We start from the raw sequence: 23,780 nt of genomic DNA, 5'->3' as shown, positions 1-23,780 counted from the left end.
TGGGGGATGGACTGACGCCATCGCGAGCAAGCTCGCTCCCACATTGGCTTTGTGTCGAATCGCAATACGGATCAACACCGGCCCCTGTGGGAGCGAGCTTGCTCGCGATCGGGTGCGCAGCACCCGCCAAAAAGGGCGCTGCTACTTGCCAGGCACCAACGTCAACCGCGTCTTGCCGTACGCCCGATCGAAGTTTTGCGATTGCAACGGCAGGCTCTGGTACTGCCCCTTGATCCACGGATCGATGCCATTGGCATAGTGCGGGCTGACCGGGTTGCCGGACTGGCCGGCGCCGTCCTGGATCATTAACGGTTCGGGCTGGCCGAAGTCAACGATAAAGCGCATGGCCGGCGCCAGGGTGGTGGTGAAATCCTGGCCCCAGGCGAACGCTGCCGTGTTGAGCGTGGTGGTGTCGCCACCGGCCGGCAGCGGGCCACGTACGATCTGGCCGTTGCTGTTCTTCCAGGCGTAGCGGTGCAATTGGCCCCATTGCCAGGCCTTGTGGTCACCGCCCAACTGACTGTCACCGGCGTTGATGGTGGCGGCCAGGCTGCGGGCGAGGATAACGGCCTTGTCTTCTTTCTGGGGTGTGCGCACATCGTCCCAGAACGGGCTGTCTTCACGCCCCAGCAGATGATCGGCCTGGGCCGAGTAGGACAATTGGCCGTTGGCGACCAGCGCCTGCCACGCCGGGCTGCTGTCCGGGCCCAGCTCGTCGAGGAAAATCTGCTTCATGCTTTCCTGAAGGAACAGCTCATAGATCGCCGCGTCAGCGGAGGTCGGGCTGAGCCGGCCATCGAATGCCATCAAGCGGGTATAGGCCTCGCGAGCCTTGGCCCGGTCAGCCACCGGCAGGGCTTCGATGGCCTGTTTGAGCGGCTGGGTCATGCCCGGCGCTTCGAAGACTTGCTTGAGCTTGGCCGCGAACGTCGTGGTCTGGTCGTATTGCATGGCGGTCAGGCTGCGGGTGTCGTGCTTGCCTGCGCCGGCCAGTTCGGCCATGCGTTCGCCACGCTCCGGCGAAGCCCAGGAATTGGACAGTTGCATGCCGTAGCCATGGGGAATGACCCGTTGGTTGGCCGTGCCGAGCCAGCCTTGGGCCGGGTCTTGATCGTAGGGGTGCAGCATCGGGTCGGCGTAACCGTCCCAATCGTAGCGACCTTCCCAGCCCGGCGACGGCAACAGACCCTCGCCTTCACGGCGGTTCGGGTAGCGACCGGTGACTTGCCAGCCGATATGGCTGGCGTCGGCAAAGACCAGGTTCACGGCCATGGCGCGGATTTCCCGGCTGGCGTCGGACGCTTTCTCGACGTTTTGCGCCCGGGACAGGTCGAAGAAGGCGTCCAGGGTCTTGTCGTCGCTGAAGCTCGGTGTCTGCAAGGCAAGGCCAAAGCCGTTGGCCATGGCGGTGCCTTGGGCGCTGTTGAGCAACGGGCCGTGGTGGGTTTCGAACACCGCTTCACGAATCGGACGCTGGCCTTTGATGAAGTAGGTTTCGTTGCGCACGATCGCCGGTTGCCATTTGCCGTTGACCTCGTAGGACAGACCATTGCCCTGGCGGCGGATTTTTTCCAGGAACAGGTCCTGGTTGTCCCCCAGTACGCTGGTCATGCTCCAGGCCACTTTGCCGTTGAACCCGGCCAGGATCATCGGGATGCCCGCCACGGAAACCCCGGCCGCCTGGTACTTGGGCGCACGGATCTGTACCGGGCTCCACAGCCCGGGCATGCCCAGCGGCCCGTGGCTGTCGCTGGCCAGCAGGCTCTTGCCGCTGCGGCTGCGTTGTGGCGCGATGGCCCAGTTGCTTGAAGACGCAGCACCCAACAGGTTCAGGCCGGCCAATTGGTGGGTGGCCTTGCTGATTTCGTTCAGGCCCGGGATCTGGCCATTGAGGCGCAGGCCCTGGAGCTTGTCGGCCTCGGCCACAGGCAGTTGCTCGTCCGGATAGGACGGGCTCAGCCAGGCGAGTTTGTCGGTGGTGACGGTCTGCGCCAGCACCAGGCTGGCGATTTCTTCCGGCAGGTTGGCTGACTGGCTGAAATTCAGCAGGCAGAACATCAGCGCCGAATCTTCCGGTTTCCAGTATTCAGGTTTGTAACCGGTGGCGGCCAGGTCCGACGGCAACTTGTCGCGGTAGCGGAACAGGTAGGCGTTGACGCCACGGGCATAGACTTCGAAGAAGCGCTTGAGCCGCGGCGAAGACGCCTTGTACAGCTCGTCGGCGTTTTTCTTCAGGTTGACGGCGCGCATGTAGCGGTCGACCTCCAGCCGTTCGGCGCCGGACATCTCTGCCAACCGTCCTTGGGCCAGCAGGCGCAGGGTCACCATCTGGGTGATGCGGTCGCTGGCGTGGACATAGCCGAGGGTGAACAAGGCGTCATGGAAGCTGTTGCTTTCGATCAGCGGCATGCCCGTGGCGTTGCGGCGGACCGAGACATTCTGCGCCAGCCCCTTGAGCGGCTGCACACCGGACGTGGGCGGGACCGTGTCCTGGGCATTCCAGGTCTGGCATCCGCTCAAACCGAGCACACTGGCCACCGCGGCGGCAACACCGAGCCGGGGGATAAAGGAAATAGAGGCTGGCGAGGCCATGGCAAAGCTCCTGCGGGAGGGGGGGGCACCAATAAAGGCGCTACGTTAGTGAGCAGGCGGGGGCCGCGCAAGCGGGGGCGAGGGTTATTTGTTGATTTGGCGATGAAAGCCCGGGACCGGGTCATCGCTTTTGCTCGAAGGCTTGCCTGTTGGAAGGGGTGATGCTCAAGTGTGGAACATACAAAGACCCAGCAAGAGAAACCGGCATGGAGCTACAGAACGACGCAGCGCTGATCCTCATCGATCAACAAAAAGGCATCCTTCACCCCAGGCTCGGCCCTCGCAACAACCCCGAGGCAGAGCTGCGCATGCTGGAACTGCTGGCTTTCTGGCGACACACGGCGCGCCCGGTGATTCACGTCCACCACCTGTCCCGTTCGCCGGACTCGGTGTTCTGGCCGGGGCAGTCGGGGGTGCAGGTCCAGCCACGGTTCGAGCCGAAGGCAGGGGAATGGGTGGTGCAAAAGCAGGTGCCGGATGCGTTCAGTGGCACCCACCTGGAGCAAGACCTGCGCAAAGTCGGAATCAGGCAACTGGTGATCGTCGGTGTGGCGACGCACAACTCGGTGGAGTCCACGGCGCGTACAGCCGGCAATCTGGGATTCGACACCTGGGTGGCCGAGGACGCCTGCTTCACCTTCGACAAGAACGATTACTTCGGCAACGCCCGTTCGGCAGCCGAAGTGCATGCCATGTCCCTGGGCAACTTGCACGGTGAGTATGCGACGGTGGTCGGTGTGAAGCGGATTCTGCAGGCGGGCTGATAGATAGGTACTACAGCGCCGGCCTTATCGCGAGCAAGCTCGCTCCCACATTGATCCTGCAGTGATCAGTAAATATCGCCTCACCGCAAATCCCCTGTGGGAGCGGGCTTGCTCGCGAAGAGGGCGTGTCAGGTTAATCAATGCCCGCTGACCCACCGCATTCGCGAGCAAGCCCGCTCCCACATTGATTCTTCGACGATCATTAAATATCGTCTCACCGCATATCTCCTGTGGGGGCGGGCTTGCTCGCGAAGAGGGCGTGTCAGGTTAATCAATGCCCGCTGATCCACCGCATTCGCGAGCAAGCCCGCTCCCACATTGATTCTTCGACGATCATTAAATATCGCCTCACCGCAAATCCCCTGTGGGAGCGGGCTTGCTCGCGAAGAGGGCGTGTCAGGTTAATCAATGCCCGCTGACCCACCGCATTCGCGAGCAAGCCCGCTCCCACATTGATTCTTCGACGATCATTAAATATCGTCTCACCGCATATCTCCTGTGGGAGCGAGCTTGCTCGCGATGACGGTCTAACAGGCGAAAAGCTTTTTCGCCCAGCCCCTCAAGCCCCGTGGCACTTCTTGAATTTCTTGCCATTGCCACATGGGCAAGGGTCGTTGCGACCGACATCCTTCAGGGCGTTGCGCACCGGTTCCTGGTGGGCGTGGCCGCAGTTCGGGCCGTGGACGTGGCCGTGGTCATGGTCGTGATGATGGTCGTGATCGTGGTTGCAATCAGGGCCGTGGACGTGGGGTTGCTGGGTCATCGGGGTTACTCCGCAATTAAATCGGCGGCGATTATCACGCCATTGCGCTCAAGGTGCACGTAGTGGGCGATGAATAATCCGGTTTCCAGCTCACCTTCCAGGCGATAGGGGATCTGTTCCCGGGGTTTCTCCAGCAGCTTCACCACTTCCCGCACCTGTGGCCACAGGTTGGTGCGCACCGGCACCTTGAAGTAGGCGCTGTGCTTGGGGCGCACGGTGAACCAGTGCTCGTGCTCGCCTTCGGTCAGCAACAGGTCGCCCAGGTGGATGCGGTAGGTCAGGCCGCGAACGGTGAGGTCGCTGTCGCCGGGGTTGTCGACGCGAAAGTGCAGCGTGAACCTCTGTTCCACCAGCCGGGCCCGCACCACCTCGACTTTGACCAGATGCACCTGTGGTTCCGGGGCTTCTTCACCTCGCCAGGATGCACAGCCGCCGAACCCAACGAACAGCAGCAGGCAGGTGATGCGCAGCAAGAATGATGGAGGGGTCATGTCCGTGCCTCTGGTTTATCCCCAGTCTAGCCCTATGGGCCGATGGACGAGTGTCGGACGTTTCCTAAAATCAGCGATTGAAGTAGCCGGCGCAGCACTTCTTGAATTTGTGCCCGCTGCCGCACGGACAGCTGTCGTTGCGTCCGGTCTTGACCGGCACGGTCGGGTCGATGAAGTACCAGCGCCCGTCGTTCTGCACGAACGAGGACTGTTCACGGTGGCTGTGCTCGCCCTGGCCGTCGTGCCAACGTGCCGTGAACGTGACGAAAGCGTGCTCCGGTTGACCGCCGAACACTTCGCTGCTTTCCACGTCCAGTCCCAACCAGGTGCTGTTGGCGCTCCACTCGCCGATGGACTGGCGGTCGAGGCCTTGCTGCTGGGCGGGCAGGGTAGTGGCGACCAGATAGTCCACCAGGCCCAGCACATAGGCGCTATAGCGCGAGCGCATCAAGGCTTCGGCGCAGGGCGCCGGATGACCGTCGTGGTAGTGGCCGCAGCAGGCCTCCAGTGAGTTGCCACTGCCGCAGGGGCAAATGGGCGAGTGCGAGCTTGTGTTCACGGTTACCACCAGTATTTTCCAAAGTTTTCCGGGTTGGCCCAAAAACGTGAATTGAGCCAGTCGGGGACCTGTTTGTATTCAAGCAGATCGTAGGTGAACAGGGTCAGCACCTGATCTTCGCGCTGGAATCGCTCACTGGCTTGCAGGGCCAGGGAAAAAAAGTCCGTCTCTTGCCAGCCGCAGGCGTTGAGGTCGGCGAGCACGGCGATGCGGCTGGCGTTGAGATTACGGATGCCGCCCAACAGGTTCAGACCCTCGCGCTTGGGCAAATGCTCCAGGCAATCGAGCGCCAGGGCCAGGTCAAAACGTCGCGCCGCCACGTCCGCCGGCAGCGCGCCGGGGCCGGCGTGGACCACTTCGGTGTCGGGATGGGCCTGCTGGAATGCTTCGAGTGCGGGAAAGCCGCTGGCACCGATCAGCAGCAGTTTTTGCGGGGCGTAACGGTCAAGCACGGCCGCCAGGGCTTGCTGGGGGGTACGCGAAGAAATGGCAACGGTCATCGAAGTTCCTCAGTCAGAACCACCACGATAGCCTGCCCGGACAGCATGGCCTAGAGCGGTTTGTCTCTGAACGTGCGGAATCTTCGCAAACACGGGGCGAAAACCCGCGATTGCTCAGGCTGGCGCAGATACCAAGACGGGTCTTTACTCCCCTGAATCGGCGACAAGCCGATCCCTCAAGGAGAAAACCCAATGAGCATAGTTCGGACAGCGTTACCCCTGGTTCTGCTAACCAGTGTGTTGACTGGTTGCGCAGGTTTGCAGAAAACCGACTGGCCGATCTGTGCGGCCACTGGTGGTGTCGTCGGCGCGGGATTGGGCGCTATCGAAAGCAGTTCCTGGATCGGCCCGGGAGCGCTGGTGGCCGGCACCGTGGCGGCGGGCTGGTGCTGGGCCCATGGCGACGGCGACGAAGACGGCGATGGTGTGCCGGACAGCCGTGACAAGTGCCCGGGCACACCGAAGGGCGTGCAGGTCGATGCCGACGGTTGCCCGCCACCCGCCCCGGCGCCGGTGGTCGAAGAGCCGGTCGTGGTCAAGGAAGAAACCATCGTGATCCGCGACGTGCACTTCGAATTCAACAAAGCCACGCTGACTCCGGCCGACAAAGAGGTACTGAGCACGGTCGCCACCCGGCTGAAACAGGAAACGTCCACCGCGCAACTGCGGGTCACCGGCCACACCGACAGCGTCGGCAGCGATGCCTACAACCAGAAACTGTCGGAGAGAAGGGCCAATTCGGTGGTGAAATACCTGGTTGAAAACGGCGTGCCGCAGGCCAGTTTTGTCTCGGTGTCCGGTGCCGGCGAGAGCCAGCCGGTGGCCGATAACAAGACCGCCGATGGTCGCGCGATGAACCGCCGCACGGAAATCAAGATAAACCGCTGAAACCCTTGTCATCCGCGGCTTGTTGAGTTGCGGATGCGGGTCTTTACTCCTGTGTGACCGGTATGGGCCGGTGACACAGGAGCCTTCACCATGAACGTTCTAATCAGGGCCGCCTTACCGGTACTGCTGGCAAGCAGTCTGTTGTCTGGCTGCGCCACTCACAGCGACGGCAGCGCACCCCTCAATCAACGCACCTGGCCAGTCTGTAGCCTGATCGGCGGCCTCGTCGGCGGCGGGTTGGGGGCCATTGAAAGCAGTGGTTGGGCCGCTGGCGGCGCTGCATTGGGGCTGCTGGGTGGTGGCTTGATCTGCTACGCCCAGGATGGCGATGAAGACGACGACGGCGTGTTCGACCGCCGCGACCGTTGTCCCGATACCCCGGCCAATACCCCTGTCGAACATCACGGTTGCCCGCTGCCGCAATACCCGGCCAGTGCGCCACCGGTCGAACCGCAAGCACCGGCGAGCGAGGTCATCACCCTCAACGACGCGGGCAAGGTGCTGTTCGATTTCGACAAGTCCGACCTCACCGCAGACGCTCGAAGCCAGCTCGATGGGCTGATGGGCAAACTCAGCCATGCCAATGTCGCCAGCATCCGGGTGGTGGGCCACACCGACAGTGTCGGCACTGATGCCTATAACCAAGGGCTGTCCGAACGTCGGGCCAGCAGCGTCGTGGAGTATTTGCTGACCCAGGGGCTGGCCCCCGGCAAACTCACCAGCGAAGGCAAGGGTGAAAGCGAGCCGGTGGCCGACAATGAGACCGACGAAGGGCGGGCGCAGAACCGTCGGGTTGAATTGCATATCCAGCGCTGAGGCGCGGCCCAGGGCTGCCGGATCGTCGGGAGGGCGATCCGGTGGGCCAGGGCCCGGGTTAGATTAAATTTACCGGACCCCCTGGCTTATCCTGCGCGCAAGCCGTTACTGTGCGGGCAAAGAATAATGCTCGATCAGGGGGGCGTATGAAGGTGTTTTGGGGGCTGGGGCGCTTGCTGACCCTGCTGTTCTGGCTGGTGGTGCTGGTCAATCTGGTGGTGCCGTTCGTCCATCCGCTGCATCTGCTGGTCAATGTCGCCGGCGGGTTTTTGCTGGTGCTGCATCTGCTGGAGCTGCTGGTGTTCCGGGCCAGTTTCCGTGGCCGCCCCGCGCCTGGCCGCGATCGCCTCAGAGTGCTGCTGTTCGGCATCTTCCACCTGCAAACCCTCCCGACCGCGCCAGAGGCTTCCCATGCGTAAATTGTGTCTGCTTGCCGCACTCGTATGCCCATGGGCTTCGGCCCAGGTGCTCCAGGTCGAAGGCCATTCGTTGATGCGCCTGCCCAACACCACCAGCACCCTGACCCTGGAACGACTGGACGTGGCCGATTACGGCACACTGCTGGTGCCTTCCAATGTCACTGAATTGACCATCGACCAGTTGCACCTGGGGCGTGAAGCGCGGATCGCCATCGTGCCGGCGCAGCAGGTACTGGAAATGAAAGTGGCCCAGGCTGAATTGGCCGAGGGCAGCCAGATCACTTCACGCGGCGCACCGGGGACCTACACCAAGGCCGCGCGGCCGGGGCGTGATCTCAATCTGCATTTCAAGGTGTTGAATGCGCCGTTGTTGTCGGTGGACGCCCGGGGCGGCACCGGTGCGCCGGGTTTTGTCGGTCTTGATGGGGCCAATGGCCAGGCGCCGGGTTGCACCTGGGGTTCGGCCGGTCGCGGTGCCGACGGCAGTAACGGCAGCGATGGGCAACCGGGTGCGGCCGGTGCGCTGGTGCGCCTCGAAGTGCCTCGTGAGTATCCCGCCGAACAGATCAAAGTGGCGGTGGACGGCGGTGCCGGTGGCGCTGCCGGACCCGGCGGCAAGCCCGGGGCGGGAGGCAAGGCCAAGGGGTGCCTGGTCTATACCGCCGATGGCGGCAAAAGCGGCCGTCCTGGCGCCGATGGCCAGCCAGGGCCTGCCGGAGCGGCGGGGGCGGTGACGGTGCAGCGGTTCTGACGAAAAATCTGATCTGAACCTGTGGGAGTGAGCTTGCTCGCGATGGCGTTGTGTCAGTCGATCAAGTATTGCCCGACGTGCCGCCATCGCGAGCAAGCTCGCTCCCACAGGGTGTTATGTGATTTTCAGAACATCGGCCGCGCCGCACCGATCGCCACCACCAGCAACCCGATCAACAGATTGATTCCCACCAACCGCCGGATCTTCCCCAGCACCGCCGCACCCGTCGGCCAGTCCTGCGCCGTCACGGCGTTACGCAATGCGGGCAGTTGCAAGCCCTGGATGCGGATAAACAGCGCCGTCATCACCACGTACAACCCCATCATCACCTGCACATAACGCGGCGCGGTTTCGAAACCGGCGAAGCGCAGATGGATCAGGCCTACGCCGCTGATCGGCAAAAGCACGACCGCGACCCAGACCCAGACGAAAAAACGCTGAAACACTTCTACCCACAACGTGAGCCGGGCAGGGCCATCAAGCGCCGTCATTGCGGCGGGGCGCAGGATCATCCAGGCGAAGAACATGCCGCCGACCCAGACCAGGGCCGCCAGTAAATGCAGGGTGTAGACAAGGGCAAAGGGTGTCATTGGGTTACTCCGTTCTGCGCAGGATTCATTAGCGGGGTATGATAGCCGCCGATCCGAACCACTGAAAATTTATCCAGCGTTTCTAGCGCCCGACCATTCATGATCAGCACCGAACTCAAAACCACGATCCAGGGCGCCTATTCGCGTTTTCTCGAAGCCAAGAGCCTCAAGCCGCGATATGGCCAGCGCCTGATGATTGCCGAAGTGGCAAAAGTCCTGGGTGACATCGACACCGACGACGAAGGCCGGCGCAGCGGCGAGCCTGCCGTCGTGGCGGTGGAGGCCGGCACCGGTACTGGCAAGACCGTGGCCTACAGCCTGGCGGCGATTCCCACCGCCAAGGCCGCCGGCAAGCGCCTGGTGATCGCCACGGCCACCATCGCCCTGCAGGAACAGATCGTCTACAAGGACCTGCCCGACCTGATGCGCAACAGTGGGCTGAACTTCACGTTCGCGCTGGCCAAGGGGCGCGGGCGCTACATGTGCCTGTCCAAGCTCGACATGTTGCTCCAGGAAGGCCACGCGCAGACTGCCACGGCCCAGTTGTTCGAAGAAGAAGGCTTCAAGATCGAGGTGGATGAAGCCAGCCAGAAGCTGTTCACCAGCATGATCGAGAAGCTGGCCGGCAATAAATGGGACGGCGACCGCGACAGCTGGTCCACGGCCCTGGAAGACGCCGATTGGTCCCGCCTGACGACCGACCATAGCCAGTGCACCAACCGCCATTGCCCGAACTTCGGCCAGTGCGCCTTCTACAAGGCTCGCGAAGGCATGGGCAAGGTCGACGTCATCGTCACCAACCACGACATGGTCCTGGCCGACCTGGCCCTGGGCGGGGGTGCGGTGCTGCCGGACCCGCGCGACACGATCTACGTGTTCGACGAAGGCCATCACCTGCCGGACAAGGCCATCGGCCATTTCGCCCATTACACCCGGCTGCGTTCCACCGCCGACTGGCTGGAAACCACCGCCAAGAACCTCACCAAGCTGCTGGCCCAGCATCCGTTGCCGGGTGACCTGGGCAAGTTCATCGAGCAGGTGCCGGAGCTGGCGCGGGAAATCAAGACGAACCAGCAGTTCATGTTCACCGCGTGCGAGCAAGTGGCCGATTTCAAGCCCGGCGAAGACGTCGAGGGCCGGGATCGGCCACGCCATCGCTTCGTCGGCGGAGTGATTCCTGAACACATGCGCGAAATGGGCATCGAGCTCAAGAAAGGTTTCGCGCGCCTGACCGACCTGTTCACGCGCCTGACCGACCTGCTCAAGGAAGGCATGGACGGCGAGGTCAACATCGGTATCGCCAGCAACCAGGCCGAGGAGTGGTACCCGCTGTTCGGCAGCCTGTTGTCCCGATCCCAGGGCAACTGGGAGCTGTGGACGGCATTCACCGTCGAAGACCCGGAAGACAACCCGCCGATGGCGCGCTGGCTGACCCTGGCCGAAAGCGGTTCGCTGTTCGACATCGAGGTCAATGCCAGCCCGATCCTGGCGGCGGAAATGCTGCGGCGCAACCTGTGGAACGTGGCCTATGGCGCGCTGGTGACGTCCGCCACGCTGACCGCCCTGGGTACGTTCGACCGCTTCCGCATGCGCGCCGGCCTGCCGAAGAAAGCCGTGACCGCCGTGGTTCCGAGCCCCTTCCATCACGCCGACGCCGGCGTGCTGCGGGTGCCCGACCTCAAGGCCGACCCACGGGATGCCGCCGCCCACACTGCGGCGATTATCCGCGATCTGCCGGAACTGGTGGAAGGCTCGCGGGGCACGCTGGTGCTGTTTTCCTCGCGCAAACAGATGCAGGACGTGTTCGATGGCCTTGATCGTGACTGGCGCAAGCAGGTGTTCATCCAGGGCAACCTGTCGAAGCAGGAAACACTGAACAAGCACAAGGCGCGGGTCGATGGTGGGGACTCCAGCGTGCTGTTCGGCCTGGCGAGCTTCGCCGAAGGCGTGGACTTGCCCGGTGCCTATTGCGAGCACGTGGTGATTGCCAAGATCCCGTTCTCGGTTCCTGACGACCCCGTGGAGGCGGCGCTGGCCGAGTGGATCGAGGCCCGCGGTGGCAACCCGTTCATGGAAATCTCCGTGCCGGACGCTTCGCTGAAGCTGGTCCAGGCGTGTGGCCGCTTGCTACGTACCGAAGAGGATCGCGGCACCATCACCTTGCTTGACCGACGGCTGGTCACCCAGCGCTATGGCAAGGCGATCCTCAATGCGTTGCCGCCGTTTCGGCGGGAGATTACCTGACGGAGTCGGCCTGGCGATGAACGCTTGTCGTGGCGAGGGAGCTTGCTCCCGCTGGGCTGCGCAGCAGACCTGAAGCCTGGCAGCGCGGTGTGCCAGGTTAGTCGAGACCAGCCTCTTGGGGTCGCTGCGCAACCCAGCGGGAGCAAGCTCCCTCGCCACAGGGACCGGTTTCGGGTTAACCAGCCGTCCCATGGCGGTTCCCAAAAACACCAATGCCTGAAACAATGCCAGCCACTCTGAAAAGTCTTTGTTTCAAGGGAGTTACGGGTGCAAATTCAAGGCCATTACGAACTTCAGTTCGAGGCGGTGCGTGAAGCGTTCGCGGCGCTGTTCGATGATCCCCAGGAGCGCGGCGCGGCGTTGTGCATCCAGGTGGGTGGCCGCACGGTGATCGACCTGTGGGCCGGTACCGCCGACAAGGATGGCCATGAAGCCTGGCACAGCGACACCATCGCCAACCTGTTTTCCTGCACCAAGACGTTCACCGCCGTTACCGCCCTGCAACTGGTGGCCGAAGGCAAATTGCAGCTGGACGCCCCGGTAGCCCGCTATTGGCCAGAGTTTGCTGCGGCCGGCAAGCAATCTATCACCCTGCGCCAACTGCTCTGCCACCAGGCTGGGCTGCCGGCGCTGCATGAATTGCTGCCGCCCGAAGCGCTTTATGACTGGCAAGCCATGGTCGATGCCCTGGCTGCCGAAACACCTTGGTGGACGCCGGGCGAAGGCCACGGTTATGCCGCGATCACTTACGGCTGGCTGGTGGGCGAGCTGTTGCGCCGGGCCGATGGGCGTGGCCCGGGGGAGTCCATCGTCGCCCGGGTCGCCAAGCCGTTGGGCCTGGATTTCCACGTTGGCCTGGCCGACGACGAGTTCCATCGCGTGGCCCACATCGCCCGTGGCAAAGGCAACGTCGGCGATGCGGCGGCCCAGCGCCTGCTGCAGGTGACGATGCGCGAGCCCACGGCCATGACCACCCGGGCCTTTACCAACCCACCGTCGATCATGACCAGCACCAACAAGCCGGAATGGCGGCGCATGCAACAACCGGCGGCCAACGGCCACGGCAATGCCCGCAGCCTGGCCGGGTTCTATGCGGGGCTGCTGGACGGCAGCCTGCTGGAAGGTGAAATGCTCGACGAACTGACTCGCCAGCACAGCTTTGGCGAGGATAAGACGTTGTTGACCCAGACCCGTTTTGGCCTGGGTTGCATGCTCGACCAGCCGGATGTGCCGAACGCGACCTACGGCCTTGGCCCACGAGCGTTCGGTCATCCGGGGGCCGGGGGCTCCATCGGGTTTGCCGATCCCGAACATGATGTAGCGTTCGGTTTCGTGACCAACACGCTCGGGCCTTACGTGTTGATGGACCCGCGCGCGCAAAATCTTGCGCGGGTGCTTGCCGCTTGTCTATAAAACGCCATTGAAGGCCATGGACACAGGAACCTCGTGTCCTTTTCAGTTTCGAAGCGTCTGTTTATGCGGCCAAAACATGGCCTTGTTTTTTCATTTAGATCATTTTGTGGATATCCAATGTCATCGAATAAAACCCTCGCTCTGGCGCTGTGCTTCGCTATCACTGGTTGCGCACAAACCCCACAAAATGATGCCGAGGGCAGCGGCGGCTGGTGGCCGTTCGGCTCTTCCGACAAGGTGGCGGCCAAGGAAACAGCGCCAGCGGCGCCCCTGAAGCCTGCCGCCGTCGCACCGCAAGCCAAGGCCGAGGGCGCTAGCCACTGGTGGTGGCCGTTCTCTTCCGAGGAAACCGCCGCAGACGCCGCCAGAAAAGTCGAAGCAAAGGCAGAAGCGCAAGCCAAGCCTGAGGCCAAGGCGCCGACAACCGCTGTTGCCAAGGCCGAAGCCGAAAGCAATGGCAAGTGGTGGTGGCCGTTCGGCGGCAAGGACCAGGAAACCGCCAAGGCGGTGCCGATGCCCGATCCGAAAGTCACCCAGGCCTGGCTCGACGACTACGAACCGAAGCTGCGCACGGCGATCCAGGACAGCAAGCTCGAACTTGAGCGCCGCGATAATGTGCTGGTGGTCACCGCGCCCGTGGACGGCTCTTTCAACCCGGACCGTCCGGCGATGCTGCTGCCCGTGACCCTCGGCCCGTTCACCCGCGTGGCGAAGATCCTTGAAACCGACCCGAAGACCGCCGTGCTGATCCTTGGTCACGCCGACACCTCGGGCGCCGCACCGGCCAACCTCAAGCTCAGCCAGGAGCGTGCCCAGTCCGTGGCGGCGATTTTCCGCCTCAGCGGCCTGCAACGTGATCGCCTGATGCTGCGCGGCATGGGCGCCTTGGCGCCACGTGCGGCCAACGACAGCGTTGAAGGGCGCGCCTTGAATCGTCGTGTGGAATTGCTGGTCACGCCGGCCAACACCATGGTTGCGCTGCTGAGCAAGTACAACATGCCGGCCCCGGCCCCAGTGACGATGGTTGCGGCCCAGGATGTGAAGCCTGCTGCCCCGGCGCCTGCGCCTGCGGCTAAAAAAGCGGTGGCCTCGACCACCAAAGCTTCGGCCAAGAAAGCACCGGCCAAAAAAGCCGCGACCAAGGCGCCTGCAAAGAAGGCCGCGGCCAAGCCCGCTACTCCAGCGAAGAAGCCCCAACCGGCCAAAGCCGCCACCGATACCAAGAAAGTCGCGGCCGCCGATGCCCCCAAGCAGTGATGGGCTAACCACAAGGAATGCGCCATGACTCAAGCGCTGGCTGATATGCGCCGCGACTACACCCGCGACGGTTTGACCGAGGCGCAAGCCCCGGCCGAGCCGTTCGCCCTGTTCCACCAATGGTTCGCCGACGCGGTAAAGACCGAACAGGCCCCGGTGGAGGCCAACGCCATGACCCTGGCCACGGTGGATGAGCAGGGACGTCCGCACTGCCGGATCCTGCTGCTCAAGGGGTTGGATGCCCAGGGTTTCACGTTCTTCACCAACTACGACAGCGCCAAGGGCCAGCAACTGGCCGCGAACCCGTTTGCGGCCATGACGTTTTTCTGGCCGACCCTTGAGCGCCAGGTGCGCATCGAGGGCAAAGTGGTGAAGGTCACGGCGCAGGAATCGGACGCCTACTACCAAGTTCGTCCGCTGGGCAGCCGTTTGGGCGCTTGGGCGTCACCTCAGAGCCGCGTGATTGCCGGGCGCGGCGAACTGGAAGACCTGCTCAAGGCCACCGAGCAGCGCTTCAGCGACAGCCAGCCACACTGTCCCGAGCATTGGGGCGGTTATCGCCTGCTGCCCGAACGCATCGAGTTCTGGCAGGGCCGTCCGAGCCGCCTGCACGATCGCCTCAACTATCGCCTGCAAGGGGCGCAGTGGACTCGCGAGCGTCTGGCGCCTTAGCATCGGGATAAGCTGCCGCGGCGGTCTGGAGCCATTGCGGCAGGTCTCGGCGCTTGATGCCTTGTGCCTGGGCACGGGCCAATTGTTGCAACATGTAGGTTTTCTTTTGCCCATCCGGCCCCGCCAGTGAAAGCGCCAGATCGCGATCCACCCAGCGTTTGATCCGCACGTACAGCCACCAGTGGAAGTACAAACCGGCCACGGTGGTGGCGACGATAATGAAATAATCCATGAAAAATTCCAGGGTTGATGACGCAGGTTTCGGAAATTGACGCTACTGTTTGGTGAATTTTTCGGGCGCGCCTGTATCCCACCTGAATGAAAACAATTTTATCCCGGCGAGGCCGTGACAGGCGTCAAGCTGCGGAGTTTAATGAATCCCTGTCTTTTGGAGTTTGATGCTATGCGTAAGTCTGTTTTGCTGGTTGCTTCCTTTTCCACGATGGCGATGTTGCTCACTGGCTGTCAGTCGAGCCTGACCGGTGACTCCTACTCCCGTGACGAAGCGCGTCGCGTGCAGACGATTCGCATGGGGACCATCGAATCCCTGCGTCCGGTCAAGATCGAAGGCACCAAGACCCCTATCGGCGGTGCGGCCGGCGCTGTGGTCGGTGGTGTCGGTGGCAGCGCCATCGGTGGTGGCCGTGGCAGTATCGTCGCTGCCGTGATCGGCGCCGTGGCGGGTGGCCTGATTGGTTCCGCCACTGAAGAAGGCCTGACCCGCACCCAGGGTGTGGAAATTACCGTTCGTGAAGATGACGGCAGCATGCGTGCCTATGTGCAGCAGGTTCAGGAAAACGAGGTGTTCCGTGTGGGTGAGCGGGTTCGTATTTCCACTGTGGGTGGTACGAGTCGCGTATCGCACTAATTTACGGGAGGGATTCCAGAGTTGTGTGTATATCCGTTGTTGGGGTAACGGCTACTTATGGTTCCGCTCTTACAGCGGGTCACTTTTGAAAAGCGCAAAAGTAACCAAAACGCTCTTGCCCCACCACTCGGTGCCTCGCCTAGGCTCGGCATGCCCTCACTCCGGCATTGCTCCGTGGGCCGCCGCGAAGGGCCATCCATGGCCCAGCGCGGCTACCTCGGCATCCATGCCGAGGTGCCCACTGCGCAATGCCTGCGTTCGGCCATCGTGGTTAACGGGGCGCCCAGATCAAAATCAAAAGCGAGGCGGCCTGATAGCCGGCCTGGTTGGGGTGGGACCGCGTTTCTCCTGTGGGAGCGAGCTTGCTCGCGATAGCGGTAGTTCAGTTACATAGATGTTGGACCTGCTGTCGTCATCGCGAGCAAGCTCGCTCCCACAATGGTTCTATGTTTTATATAAGTTTTGTGCTCGCTGAGAACTTGATGCGAGCCTGCTCGCGATACTTGCTATTCAACTTAGATGCTTGCTCTTGCTCTTGCTCTTGCTCTTGCTCTTGCTCTGCTTTAGATGTTGATCTCGGCGCCCCATTAACCACGCTGGCTGAACGAAGGTATTGCGCAGTGGGCAACCCGGCATGGATGCCGGGTTAGCCGCGCTGGGCCATGGATGGCCCTTCGCGGCGGCCCACGGAGCAATGCCTTCGTTCAGGCATGCCGAGCCTAGGCGAGGCACCGAGTGGTGGGGCAAAGCGTTTTTGGTTACTTTTGGCTGGTCCGGCTCCCGGCTCTTCCAAAAGTGACCCGCTGTAAGAGCGGAACCCTAAGTGGCCGTTACCGCAGCAACGGATATACACACAAACCATACTTCTACTTGTCCATCAAATTGCTACTGGTAGAACCGGATATTGAGGACCCGAAACGACTTAAAGACGTGTTGGAAAGTATCAGGAAGGCAATGCCGCCCGCTTGCGACTGGCCGCCGCCGTCACCGCATAACCCAGCAACGCCGCCAGGATCGAACCGGTGAGGATCCCCATTCGGTCCATGCCAGCGTAGTCACTCACACCCGGTTCGAACGCCAGGGAGCCGACGAACAGGCTCATGGTGAAACCAATCCCGCACAGGATTGCCACGCCCAGTACCTGGCCCCAATTGGCGCCGGCGGGCAGGCTGGCGATGCCGATTTTCACGGCCAGCCAGGTCAGGCCGAAGACGCCGACGGTCTTGCCCAGCAACAGGCCGATGGCGATGCCCATCGGCACGTCATGGGTGAAGCTCTCGACGGTGACGCCGCTCAGGGACAGGCCGGCGTTGGCGAAGGCGAACAGCGGCAGGATGCCGTAGGCCACCCAGGGATGCAGGGCATGTTCCAAGGAGAGCAGCGGCGAAGTCTCGGCGTTTTTCGTGCGCAGCGGAATGCAGAACGCCAGGGTTACCCCGGCCAGCGTGGCATGGACACCGCTCTTGAGCACGCAGACCCAGAGGATCAGGCCCACGACCATGTAGGGCCCGAGCTTGACCACGCCCATCCGGTTCATCGCCACCAACACGGCGATGCAGGCGGCTGCCAGCATGAGCGACAAGGTCGACAGGGCGCCGGAATAGAAGATGGCGATGATGATAATGGCGCCCAGGTCATCGATGATCGCCAGGGTCATCAGGAACAGTTTGAGCGACACCGGCACCCGCTTGCCGAGCAAGGCCAGCACGCCGAGGGCGAAGGCGATGTCGGTGGCCGTCGGAATTGCCCAGCCGGCGAGGGCGGCCGGGTTATCGCGGTTGAGAAACCAGTAGATCAGCGCCGGCACCACCATGCCACCAATCGCTGCCGCGCCCGGCAAGACGATTTGCGACGGCTTTGATAGTTGCCCGTCGAGGACCTCACGCTTGACCTCGAGGCCGATGAGCAGGAAGAACATCGCCATCAGGCCGTCGTTGATCCACAGCAGCAGGGGTTTGGCGATCTTCAGGGCGCCCACCTGGGCGACCACCGGGGTGTCGAGCAGGCCGTTATACAACCAGGACAGCGGTGAATTGTTGATGACCAGGGCCAGTACGGCGGCGGCGATCAGCAGCAGGCCGCTGGCAGCCTCCAGTTGAAAAAAACGTGTCAGAGAATTGCGTAGAGCCACGATCGCTCTCCATGTATCGAATCAAAAAGATGGCACACCCTAACCCGTACTGTTAGTTGTTAAAACAAAAGTTATATTCTTTTTTGTTATATGGCGTTACAGGGCCTTCGCCACGCAGTCGGCAGTTACGGACCATATTGGACCTTAGCTGTACCTGTGCGTGATGTCGGTTTTTTCCTAAGCTGGCGTCTGGTTTTTCCGAACTCCAGCCGTGCCTGCACGACCGCGTGATCTCCCCGCGTCGAACCGATCAGTGAGCAAACACACCATGAACGACCACCGCCAGTGGGCCCGTGAAGCGATCCGCATCATCGAGGCAGACTTCCAGCGCAGCGCCGATACCCACCTGATTCCGCTGCCGCTGCCTGGCCTGCCGGGCATCGAGCTGTACTTCAAGGATGAGTCCAGTCATCCCACCGGCAGCCTCAAGCATCGGTTGGCCCGCTCGCTGTTTCTCTATGCGTTGTGTAACGGCTGGCTCAAGCCCGGTGCGCCAGTGATCGAGGCCTCCAGTGGCTCGACGGCGATTTCCGAGGCTTACTTCGCCAGGTTGCTGGGCCTGCCGTTCATTGCGGTGATGCCGGCGACCACCTCCAGGGAAAAAATCGCACAGATCGCTTTCTATGGCGGCCAGAGCCACCTGGTGGATGATCCTACGCAGATCTACGCCGAATCCGAGCGCCTGGCCCGCGAGCATGACGGGCATTTCATCGACCAATTCACCTATGCCGAGCGTGCCACGGACTGGCGGGCCAATAACAACATTGCCGAATCGATCTTCCAGCAGATGCGCTTCGAGCGGCATCCGGAGCCCACGTGGCTGATCTCCAGCCCCGGCACCGGCGGCACCACGGCCACCCTGGGACGCTATGTCCGTTACCGCCAGCATGGCACCCGCGTGCTGTGTGCCGACGCCGAGCGTTCGGTGTTCTTCGATTACTACCGCAGTGGCGACGCCAGCCTGCGCCTGGATTGCGGTTCACGTATCGAGGGTATCGGCCGGCCGCGAGTCGAAGCGTCGTTCCTGCCGAACGTCATCGATGCGATGGTCAAGGTGCCGGACGCCTTGTCGCTGGCGGCCATGCATTACCTGGCCGAGCGTCTGGGACGACGGGTCGGCGGGTCCAGCGGCACCAACCTGATCGGCGCACTCATGGCGGCCCGGCAGATGGCGGATGCGGGGGCGTCGGGGTCGATCGTGGCGATCTTGTGTGACGGTGGCGAGCGCTACGCCACGACCTATTACGACCCGGCATGGCTCAAGGCCCAAGGCTATGAGTTGAGCGGGCTGGTGGACATCGTGGCGGCGAGTGTGGAGCGGGGCGAGGCACTGCCAGAGAGTGTGTTGCGGGCCAATATCTGATCCTGAGTAAACCGAGGTCCCTTGTGGGAGCGGGCTTGCTCGCGAAGGCGGCAGATCATTCAACATCAATGTTGGCTGACAGTACGCCTTCGCGAGCAAGCCCGCTCCCACAGGGCCAACTGTCAGGCTTCGAGACCGAGAATGTTCCGCGCTACGGCCTCGGCAATCCGAATCCCGTCCACCCCCGCCGACAGGATTCCGCCCGCATAACCGGCGCCTTCACCCGCCGGGAACAGACCCTTGACGTTCAGGCTCTGCAGCGATTCGTTGCGGGTAATGCGCAGGGGCGATGAGGTGCGGGTTTCGATGCCGGTCAGCACGGCGTCGTGCAGCGAGTAGCCGCGAATCTGTTTCTCGAACGCCGGCAAGGCTTCGCGGATGGCTTCGATGGCGAAGTCCGGCAAGGCCAGGGCCAGATCACCCAGGGATACCCCTGGCTTGTAGGAAGGTTCGACGCTGCCCAGTGCCGTAGACGGCTTGCCGGCGATGAAATCGCCCACCAGTTGCGCCGGGGCCTCGTAGTTGCTGCCACCGAGTACGAACGCGTGGGACTCCAGGCGTTCCTGCAACTCGATGCCGGCCAGCGGGCCACCCGGATAATCCACTTCCGGGGTAATGCCGACGACGATGCCAGAGTTGGCATTGCGCTCATTGCGCGAATACTGGCTCATGCCGTTGGTGACGACGCGGTTCGGCTCGGACGTCGCCGCTACCACGGTGCCGCCCGGGCACATGCAGAAGCTGTACACCGAGCGGCCATTCTTGGCGTGGTGCACCAGTTTGTAGTCGGCGGCGCCGAGTTTCGGATGGCCGGCGTATTTGCCCAGGCGCGCGCTGTCGATCAGCGATTGCGGGTGTTCGATGCGGAAACCCACCGAGAACGGCTTGGCTTCCATATACACGCCACGGCTGTGGAGCATACGGAACGTATCCCGGGCGCTGTGGCCGAGGGCCAGGATCACGTGTTTCGAATGAATGCGTTCACCGCCGGCCAGTTCGACGCCGACCAGTTGGCCGTCCTCGATCAGCACATCGGTGACCCGTTGCTGGAAGCGTACTTCGCCGCCCAGGGCGCGAATCTGCTCACGCATGGTTTCCACCACGCCTGTCAGGCGGAACGTGCCGATGTGCGGCTTGCTGACATAGAGGATTTCTTCCGGCGCTCCGGCCTTGACGAATTCGTGCAGGACCTTGCGGCCAAGGAATTTCGGGTCCTTGATCTGGCTGTAGAGCTTGCCGTCGGAAAACGTCCCTGCGCCGCCTTCACCGAACTGCACATTGGACTCGGGGTTGAGCACACTTTTGCGCCACAGGCCCCAGGTGTCCTTGGTGCGCTGACGCACTTCCGGGCCACGTTCGAGGATGATCGGCTTGAAACCCATCTGCGCCAGCAACAGGGCGGCGAAAATCCCGCACGGGCCGAAGCCGACCACGATCGGTCGCTCGCTCAAGTCGGCCGGTGCCTGGCCCACCACTTTGTAGCTGACATCCGGCGCTTCGTTGACGTTACGGTCATCGGCGAACTTGCGCAGCAGGCTGGCTTCATCACGCACCGTCAGGTCGATGGTGTAGATGAAGCACAGTTCGGAGGATTTCTTGCGCGCATCGTAGCTGCGCTTGAACAGGGTGAAGTCGAGCAGGTCATCGCTGGCGATGCCCAGGCGCTGCACGATGGCAGGGCGCAGGTCTTCTTCGGGGTGATCGATTGGCAGCTTGAGTTCGGTGATTCGTAACATGGCGGGGTCCGGTTCGCGGGATGCACAACTGCACCAGGGCGTGAACCGGCGATTATAAGCCAAAAGCTGTGAATCAGTCGTCGCGCGCGCCACCGAAGTAGGCGCAGCCGCGTTGGACCTGGCCGTTGACCCGCAACTCGGCGCTCATGTGTTGCACGCTGTCGCTGACACTGTCGACACAACGCGCAGGTGTGACCCACAGCTCGACTTTCTGGCCATTGGCCTCGGTGCCCAGGTTGAAGCGGCCATCGCCCAATTGCTCCTCGACGTAAGGCACCGCCAGCGGCGGCTGGCCTTCGCGGTCCAGCACCAGGCCCTTGCCACTGGCCTTGAGCGTCCATTCCGGGCTGTGTCCCGCGGCGCGCAGGATCACTCGTTTGAAGTCGACGTCTTCGCAAGCTGTTCCCGAGCGTTCCAGGCGATACAGCTGTTCAATGTCCAACTGACTGTCGGTGCCGGCCGCTGCGCTGGAAACGATACGGCCACGTACGTCGGCAAACAGTTTGCCCTGGTCATCGGCCAGGCTGGCGGCCTGTTGCAGCACGCTGGTGCCACCGCTGTCGTTGACGATGTAGCGGCGCTGTTCCTGGCATGGCTGGAACACCAGTTTGCCATCGGCCGCCGTGAGTTCGCCCTGCAGGCGTGTCTGGCCGGCGTGGGAGGCGCTCTGACGTGGGGTGTCGAGCAATTGGCAGCCGGTGAACAGCGGCAGGAGGGCGACAAACAGCAGGGAGCGGGCGGCACGCATCATTGGGTCTCCAGACAAGTGCCGCCACGTTACTCAGACTGATCCTGCATCACAAGGGGTGTTAGCCCACGTGAAAGGTCTGACCGGTTTGTAGGCCTTCGACGCTCTTGGCGTAGGCCAATGCCACATCCACTGCGGGGACGGGTTTGAAGCCGCGGAAATAAGGCGCGTATTTGCCCATGGCTTCCAGCAGCACGTTCGGGCTCACCGAGTTGACCCGCATGCCCCGTGGCAACTCGATTGCCGCGGCGCGCACGAAACTGTCCAGGGCGCCGTTGACCAGGGCCGCCGAAGCACCACTCTTGATCGGGTCGTGGCCGAGCACGCCGGTGGTGAAGGTGAAGGATGCGCCGTCATTGGCGAATTCGCGACCGATCAGCAGCAGGTTGACCTGGCCCATCAGCTTGTCCTTCAAGCCCAAGGCAAAGCTGTCTTCGGTCATGTCGGCCAGGGGCGCAAAGGTGACGTTGCCGGCGGCGCAGACCAGGGCGTCAAAACGGCCAGTCTTCTCGAACAGGGCGCGAATCGAGGTGCTGTCGCTGATATCCACCTGCAATTCACCGCTGCGGCGGCCGATCCGAACGATTTCATGGCGGGGCGACAGTTCTTTATCAATGGCCGAACCGATGGTGCCGTTGGCACCGATCAAGAGGATTTTCATGAGCTGTTCCTTAATGGGTTGAACGAGTTTTCAGTCTAGAGGGGTTCTTTCCAGTGATAATCGTGCTAATAGGCAACCTTTGGTTTTCATTTGGAAACAATCCAATGAGCGAAATGGATGACCTGGCGGCGTTCGCCGTGTTGATGGAGGCCGGCAGTTTTACCTTGGCGGCCCAGCAATTGGGGTGCAGCAAGGGCCAGTTGTCCAAGCGCATCAGCCTGTTGGAGAGCCGGTTTTCGGTGGTGTTGCTGCAACGCACCACACGGCGCTTGAGCCTCACGGCGGCAGGGGCGGCGCTGTTGCCTCAGGCCCAGGCGCTGCTGGTGCAGGTGGAAAGGGCGCGTCAGGCATTGGCTCGGTTGAAGGATGACATTTCCGGGCCGGTGCGTATGACGGTTCCGGTTTCGTTGGGTGAAACCTTCTTCGAGGGCTTGCTGATGGAGTTCGCTCGCACGTATCCCAACGTGCAGATCGAACTGGAGCTCAACAACGGTTACCGTGACTTGAGCCGTGATGGTTTCGACCTGGCGATCCGTTCCGACGCCGCCATCGACGAGCGGCTGGTGGCCCGGCCATTGTTGGCGTGGCACGAAATGACCTGCGCCAGCCCGGCCTACCTCGAACACTACGGCGAGCCTGAGATGCCCCAGGCCCTGGCCGAGCACCGCTGTTTGCTCAACAGCCACTACAGTGGCCGGGAAGAATGGCTTTACCACCAACAACACGAACTGTTGCGGGTCCGAGTGTCGGGGCCGTTCGCCAGCAATCACTACAGCCTGCTGAAAAAAGCCGCCCTGGCCGGTGCTGGAATCGCCCGGCTGCCGTCGTACCTGCTGCATGAGGAGTTGGCTGACGGACGCCTGCATTGGCTGCTGCGCGACTACCAGACCCGGCGCATGCCGATGTACCTGGTACACCCGTATCAGGGCGGCCTGCCCAAGCGCACCCAGGTGCTGGCCGACTATTTGATCGACTGGTTCAAGCGTAGCGGCGAGGCGCTGGATCGGCTACAGCGATAACCCGGTCATTTGATATCCCTTGTGGGAGCGAGCTTGCTCGCGAAGGCGGTGGTACATCCGGTATTTGTGCAAGCTGACCCACCGCTATCGCGAGCAAGCTCGCTCCCACAGGGGATCTGTGAGGGGGGCTGTGTTCAGCCGTGGGCGTAACGCTGGGCTATCAGGTGATCGATCGACAACACCCCCGGTCCACGGGCCATCAGGTAGAGCAAGACCGCCGCCCAGGTGCCATGGGTCGGGTAGGCGTCGGGGTAGACGAACACCCGGAGGGTCACGGTCATGCCGAGCGCAATACCTGTTCGGTTAGGAGATGGGCAATGGCCTGGTGGCGGATGAGCCCCGCCAGGGTGTGTTCCAGGTCAAGATCGATTGAGGCCTCAATGGCAGCCGTCAGGGAAAACCCTTGTTGTGTCGTCGGCTGCGTGAACGGTCGGGACGGTTGTCATGCTCAGGGCTGAACCGAGGGCGAGGACCAAGGCAGCGGCGGACAGGGTACGGGTCGAGGCAGTCATGGTGATTCTCCAGTCTTCAGGGA

24 protein-coding genes and 1 pseudogene are annotated in these 23,780 nt (G+C 62.5%); 12 read left to right on the top strand and 13 right to left on the bottom strand.

Going from position 1 to position 23,780, the window contains the following annotated elements; genetic code table 11:
* Positions 1-141: 141 nt before the first annotated feature.
* Positions 142-2,592: a penicillin acylase family protein gene (locus tag IB266_RS20860; RefSeq protein ID WP_192262279.1), complete on the bottom strand. Its 2,451-nt coding sequence runs from the start codon at positions 2,590-2,592 to the stop codon at positions 142-144.
* Positions 2,593-2,798: 206 nt separating this feature from the next.
* Here IB266_RS20860 and IB266_RS20855 point away from each other — a divergent pair, with 206 nt between their 5' ends.
* Complete coding sequence (locus IB266_RS20855) at positions 2,799-3,356, top strand: cysteine hydrolase family protein (RefSeq protein WP_192262278.1); 558 nt, start codon at positions 2,799-2,801, stop codon at positions 3,354-3,356.
* A gap of 559 nt (positions 3,357-3,915) precedes the next feature.
* Here IB266_RS20855 and IB266_RS20850 read toward each other — a convergent pair.
* The 4 genes from IB266_RS20850 to IB266_RS20835 form a co-directional block, all read right to left on the bottom strand.
* Positions 3,916-4,119, bottom strand: coding sequence for an SEC-C metal-binding domain-containing protein (locus IB266_RS20850; RefSeq protein ID WP_003198420.1), 204 nt, complete (start codon positions 4,117-4,119; stop codon positions 3,916-3,918).
* A gap of 5 nt (positions 4,120-4,124) precedes the next feature.
* Positions 4,125-4,610, bottom strand: coding sequence for an LEA type 2 family protein (locus IB266_RS20845; RefSeq protein ID WP_060738920.1), 486 nt, complete (start codon positions 4,608-4,610; stop codon positions 4,125-4,127).
* Positions 4,611-4,680: 70 nt separating this feature from the next.
* Complete coding sequence (locus IB266_RS20840) at positions 4,681-5,169, bottom strand: YchJ family protein (RefSeq protein ID WP_060738919.1); 489 nt, start codon at positions 5,167-5,169, stop codon at positions 4,681-4,683.
* Positions 5,170-5,171: 2 nt separating this feature from the next.
* Complete coding sequence (locus IB266_RS20835; RefSeq protein ID WP_060738918.1) at positions 5,172-5,669, bottom strand: DUF6231 family protein; 498 nt, start codon at positions 5,667-5,669, stop codon at positions 5,172-5,174.
* A gap of 192 nt (positions 5,670-5,861) precedes the next feature.
* Here IB266_RS20835 and IB266_RS20830 point away from each other — a divergent pair, with 192 nt between their 5' ends.
* The 4 genes from IB266_RS20830 to IB266_RS20815 all read left to right on the top strand — a co-directional run bounded on the left by IB266_RS20830 (position 5,862) and on the right by IB266_RS20815 (position 8,543).
* Entirely contained in the window at positions 5,862-6,557 is a 696-nt protein-coding gene (locus tag IB266_RS20830) for an OmpA family protein (RefSeq protein WP_192262277.1), read from the top strand.
* Between the two features lie 90 nt (positions 6,558-6,647).
* The gene (locus IB266_RS20825) at positions 6,648-7,373 is read left to right on the top strand and encodes an OmpA family protein (protein ID WP_060738916.1); all 726 of its coding nucleotides are present in this window, start codon (positions 6,648-6,650) and stop codon (positions 7,371-7,373) included.
* 146 nt (positions 7,374-7,519) lie between these two features.
* A complete protein-coding gene (locus IB266_RS20820; protein WP_060738915.1) occupies positions 7,520-7,792 on the top strand; it encodes a DUF1145 domain-containing protein in 273 nt (90 codons plus the stop codon).
* Entirely contained in the window at positions 7,785-8,543 is a 759-nt protein-coding gene (locus tag IB266_RS20815; protein WP_192262276.1) for a collagen-like protein, read from the top strand. The genes IB266_RS20820 and IB266_RS20815 overlap by 8 nt, the downstream gene beginning before the upstream one ends.
* Positions 8,544-8,668: 125 nt before the next feature.
* Here the strand turns inward: IB266_RS20815 and IB266_RS20810 are convergent, their stop codons facing one another.
* Positions 8,669-9,133 (bottom strand): CopD family protein, encoded by a 465-nt coding sequence (locus tag IB266_RS20810; RefSeq protein ID WP_192262275.1) that lies wholly within the window; start codon positions 9,131-9,133, stop codon positions 8,669-8,671.
* Positions 9,134-9,232: 99 nt separating this feature from the next.
* Here IB266_RS20810 and dinG point away from each other — a divergent pair, with 99 nt between their 5' ends.
* From dinG to pdxH, 4 genes are all read left to right on the top strand, one after another.
* Positions 9,233-11,377 (top strand): ATP-dependent DNA helicase DinG, encoded by a 2,145-nt coding sequence (dinG, locus tag IB266_RS20805; protein ID WP_192262274.1) that lies wholly within the window; start codon positions 9,233-9,235, stop codon positions 11,375-11,377.
* 267 nt (positions 11,378-11,644) lie between these two features.
* A complete protein-coding gene (locus tag IB266_RS20800; protein ID WP_060738911.1) occupies positions 11,645-12,790 on the top strand; it encodes a serine hydrolase domain-containing protein in 1,146 nt (381 codons plus the stop codon).
* Between the two features lie 117 nt (positions 12,791-12,907).
* The gene (locus tag IB266_RS20795; protein WP_192262273.1) at positions 12,908-14,047 is read left to right on the top strand and encodes an OmpA family protein; all 1,140 of its coding nucleotides are present in this window, start codon (positions 12,908-12,910) and stop codon (positions 14,045-14,047) included.
* 24 nt (positions 14,048-14,071) lie between these two features.
* On the top strand, positions 14,072-14,719 hold the full coding sequence (gene pdxH, locus IB266_RS20790; protein WP_192262272.1) for a pyridoxamine 5'-phosphate oxidase: 648 nt from the start codon (positions 14,072-14,074) through the stop codon (positions 14,717-14,719).
* On the opposite strand, the gene IB266_RS20785 is transcribed toward pdxH, so the two are convergent.
* Positions 14,667-14,951 (bottom strand): hypothetical protein, encoded by a 285-nt coding sequence (locus tag IB266_RS20785; protein WP_192262271.1) that lies wholly within the window; start codon positions 14,949-14,951, stop codon positions 14,667-14,669. The genes pdxH and IB266_RS20785 overlap by 53 nt on opposite strands.
* Before the next feature lie 171 nt (positions 14,952-15,122).
* Here IB266_RS20785 and IB266_RS20780 point away from each other — a divergent pair, with 171 nt between their 5' ends.
* Complete coding sequence (locus IB266_RS20780; protein WP_024776354.1) at positions 15,123-15,587, top strand: glycine zipper 2TM domain-containing protein; 465 nt, start codon at positions 15,123-15,125, stop codon at positions 15,585-15,587.
* Between the two features lie 943 nt (positions 15,588-16,530).
* On the opposite strand, the gene nhaA is transcribed toward IB266_RS20780, so the two are convergent.
* The gene (gene nhaA / locus IB266_RS20775; RefSeq protein ID WP_192262270.1) at positions 16,531-17,718 is read right to left on the bottom strand and encodes a Na+/H+ antiporter NhaA; all 1,188 of its coding nucleotides are present in this window, start codon (positions 17,716-17,718) and stop codon (positions 16,531-16,533) included.
* A gap of 268 nt (positions 17,719-17,986) precedes the next feature.
* Here nhaA and IB266_RS20770 point away from each other — a divergent pair, with 268 nt between their 5' ends.
* A complete protein-coding gene (locus IB266_RS20770) occupies positions 17,987-19,081 on the top strand; it encodes a PLP-dependent cysteine synthase family protein (RefSeq protein WP_192262269.1) in 1,095 nt (364 codons plus the stop codon).
* 122 nt (positions 19,082-19,203) lie between these two features.
* On the opposite strand, the gene IB266_RS20765 is transcribed toward IB266_RS20770, so the two are convergent.
* From IB266_RS20765 to IB266_RS20755, 3 genes are all read right to left on the bottom strand, one after another.
* Positions 19,204-20,817, bottom strand: a complete 1,614-nt coding sequence (locus IB266_RS20765) for an NAD(P)/FAD-dependent oxidoreductase (protein ID WP_192262268.1) — start codon at positions 20,815-20,817, stop codon at positions 19,204-19,206.
* 73 nt (positions 20,818-20,890) lie between these two features.
* Positions 20,891-21,565 (bottom strand): COG3650 family protein, encoded by a 675-nt coding sequence (locus IB266_RS20760; protein ID WP_060743073.1) that lies wholly within the window; start codon positions 21,563-21,565, stop codon positions 20,891-20,893.
* A 61-nt stretch (positions 21,566-21,626) separates the two neighbouring features.
* Entirely contained in the window at positions 21,627-22,226 is a 600-nt protein-coding gene (locus tag IB266_RS20755) for a short chain dehydrogenase (RefSeq protein ID WP_192262267.1), read from the bottom strand.
* Positions 22,227-22,330: 104 nt separating this feature from the next.
* On the opposite strand from IB266_RS20755, the gene IB266_RS20750 reads away from it, so the two are divergent.
* A complete protein-coding gene (locus IB266_RS20750; RefSeq protein WP_192262266.1) occupies positions 22,331-23,245 on the top strand; it encodes a LysR family transcriptional regulator in 915 nt (304 codons plus the stop codon).
* Between the two features lie 134 nt (positions 23,246-23,379).
* Here the strand turns inward: IB266_RS20750 and IB266_RS20745 are convergent, their stop codons facing one another.
* Entirely contained in the window at positions 23,380-23,526 is a 147-nt protein-coding gene (locus IB266_RS20745) for a hypothetical protein (RefSeq protein ID WP_192262265.1), read from the bottom strand.
* 132 nt (positions 23,527-23,658) lie between these two features.
* Positions 23,659-23,757: pseudogene (locus IB266_RS20740) on the bottom strand (DUF2282 domain-containing protein); the annotation flags it as partial.
* Positions 23,758-23,780: the final 23 nt, after the last annotated feature.

Source organism: Pseudomonas sp. Pdm06, assembly GCF_014851795.1.
GTDB lineage: Bacteria > Pseudomonadota > Gammaproteobacteria > Pseudomonadales > Pseudomonadaceae > Aquipseudomonas > Aquipseudomonas fluorescens_AA.
The sequence above is the reverse complement of the archived record's forward strand: the minus strand, read 5'-3'. Positions and strand labels throughout refer to the sequence as shown.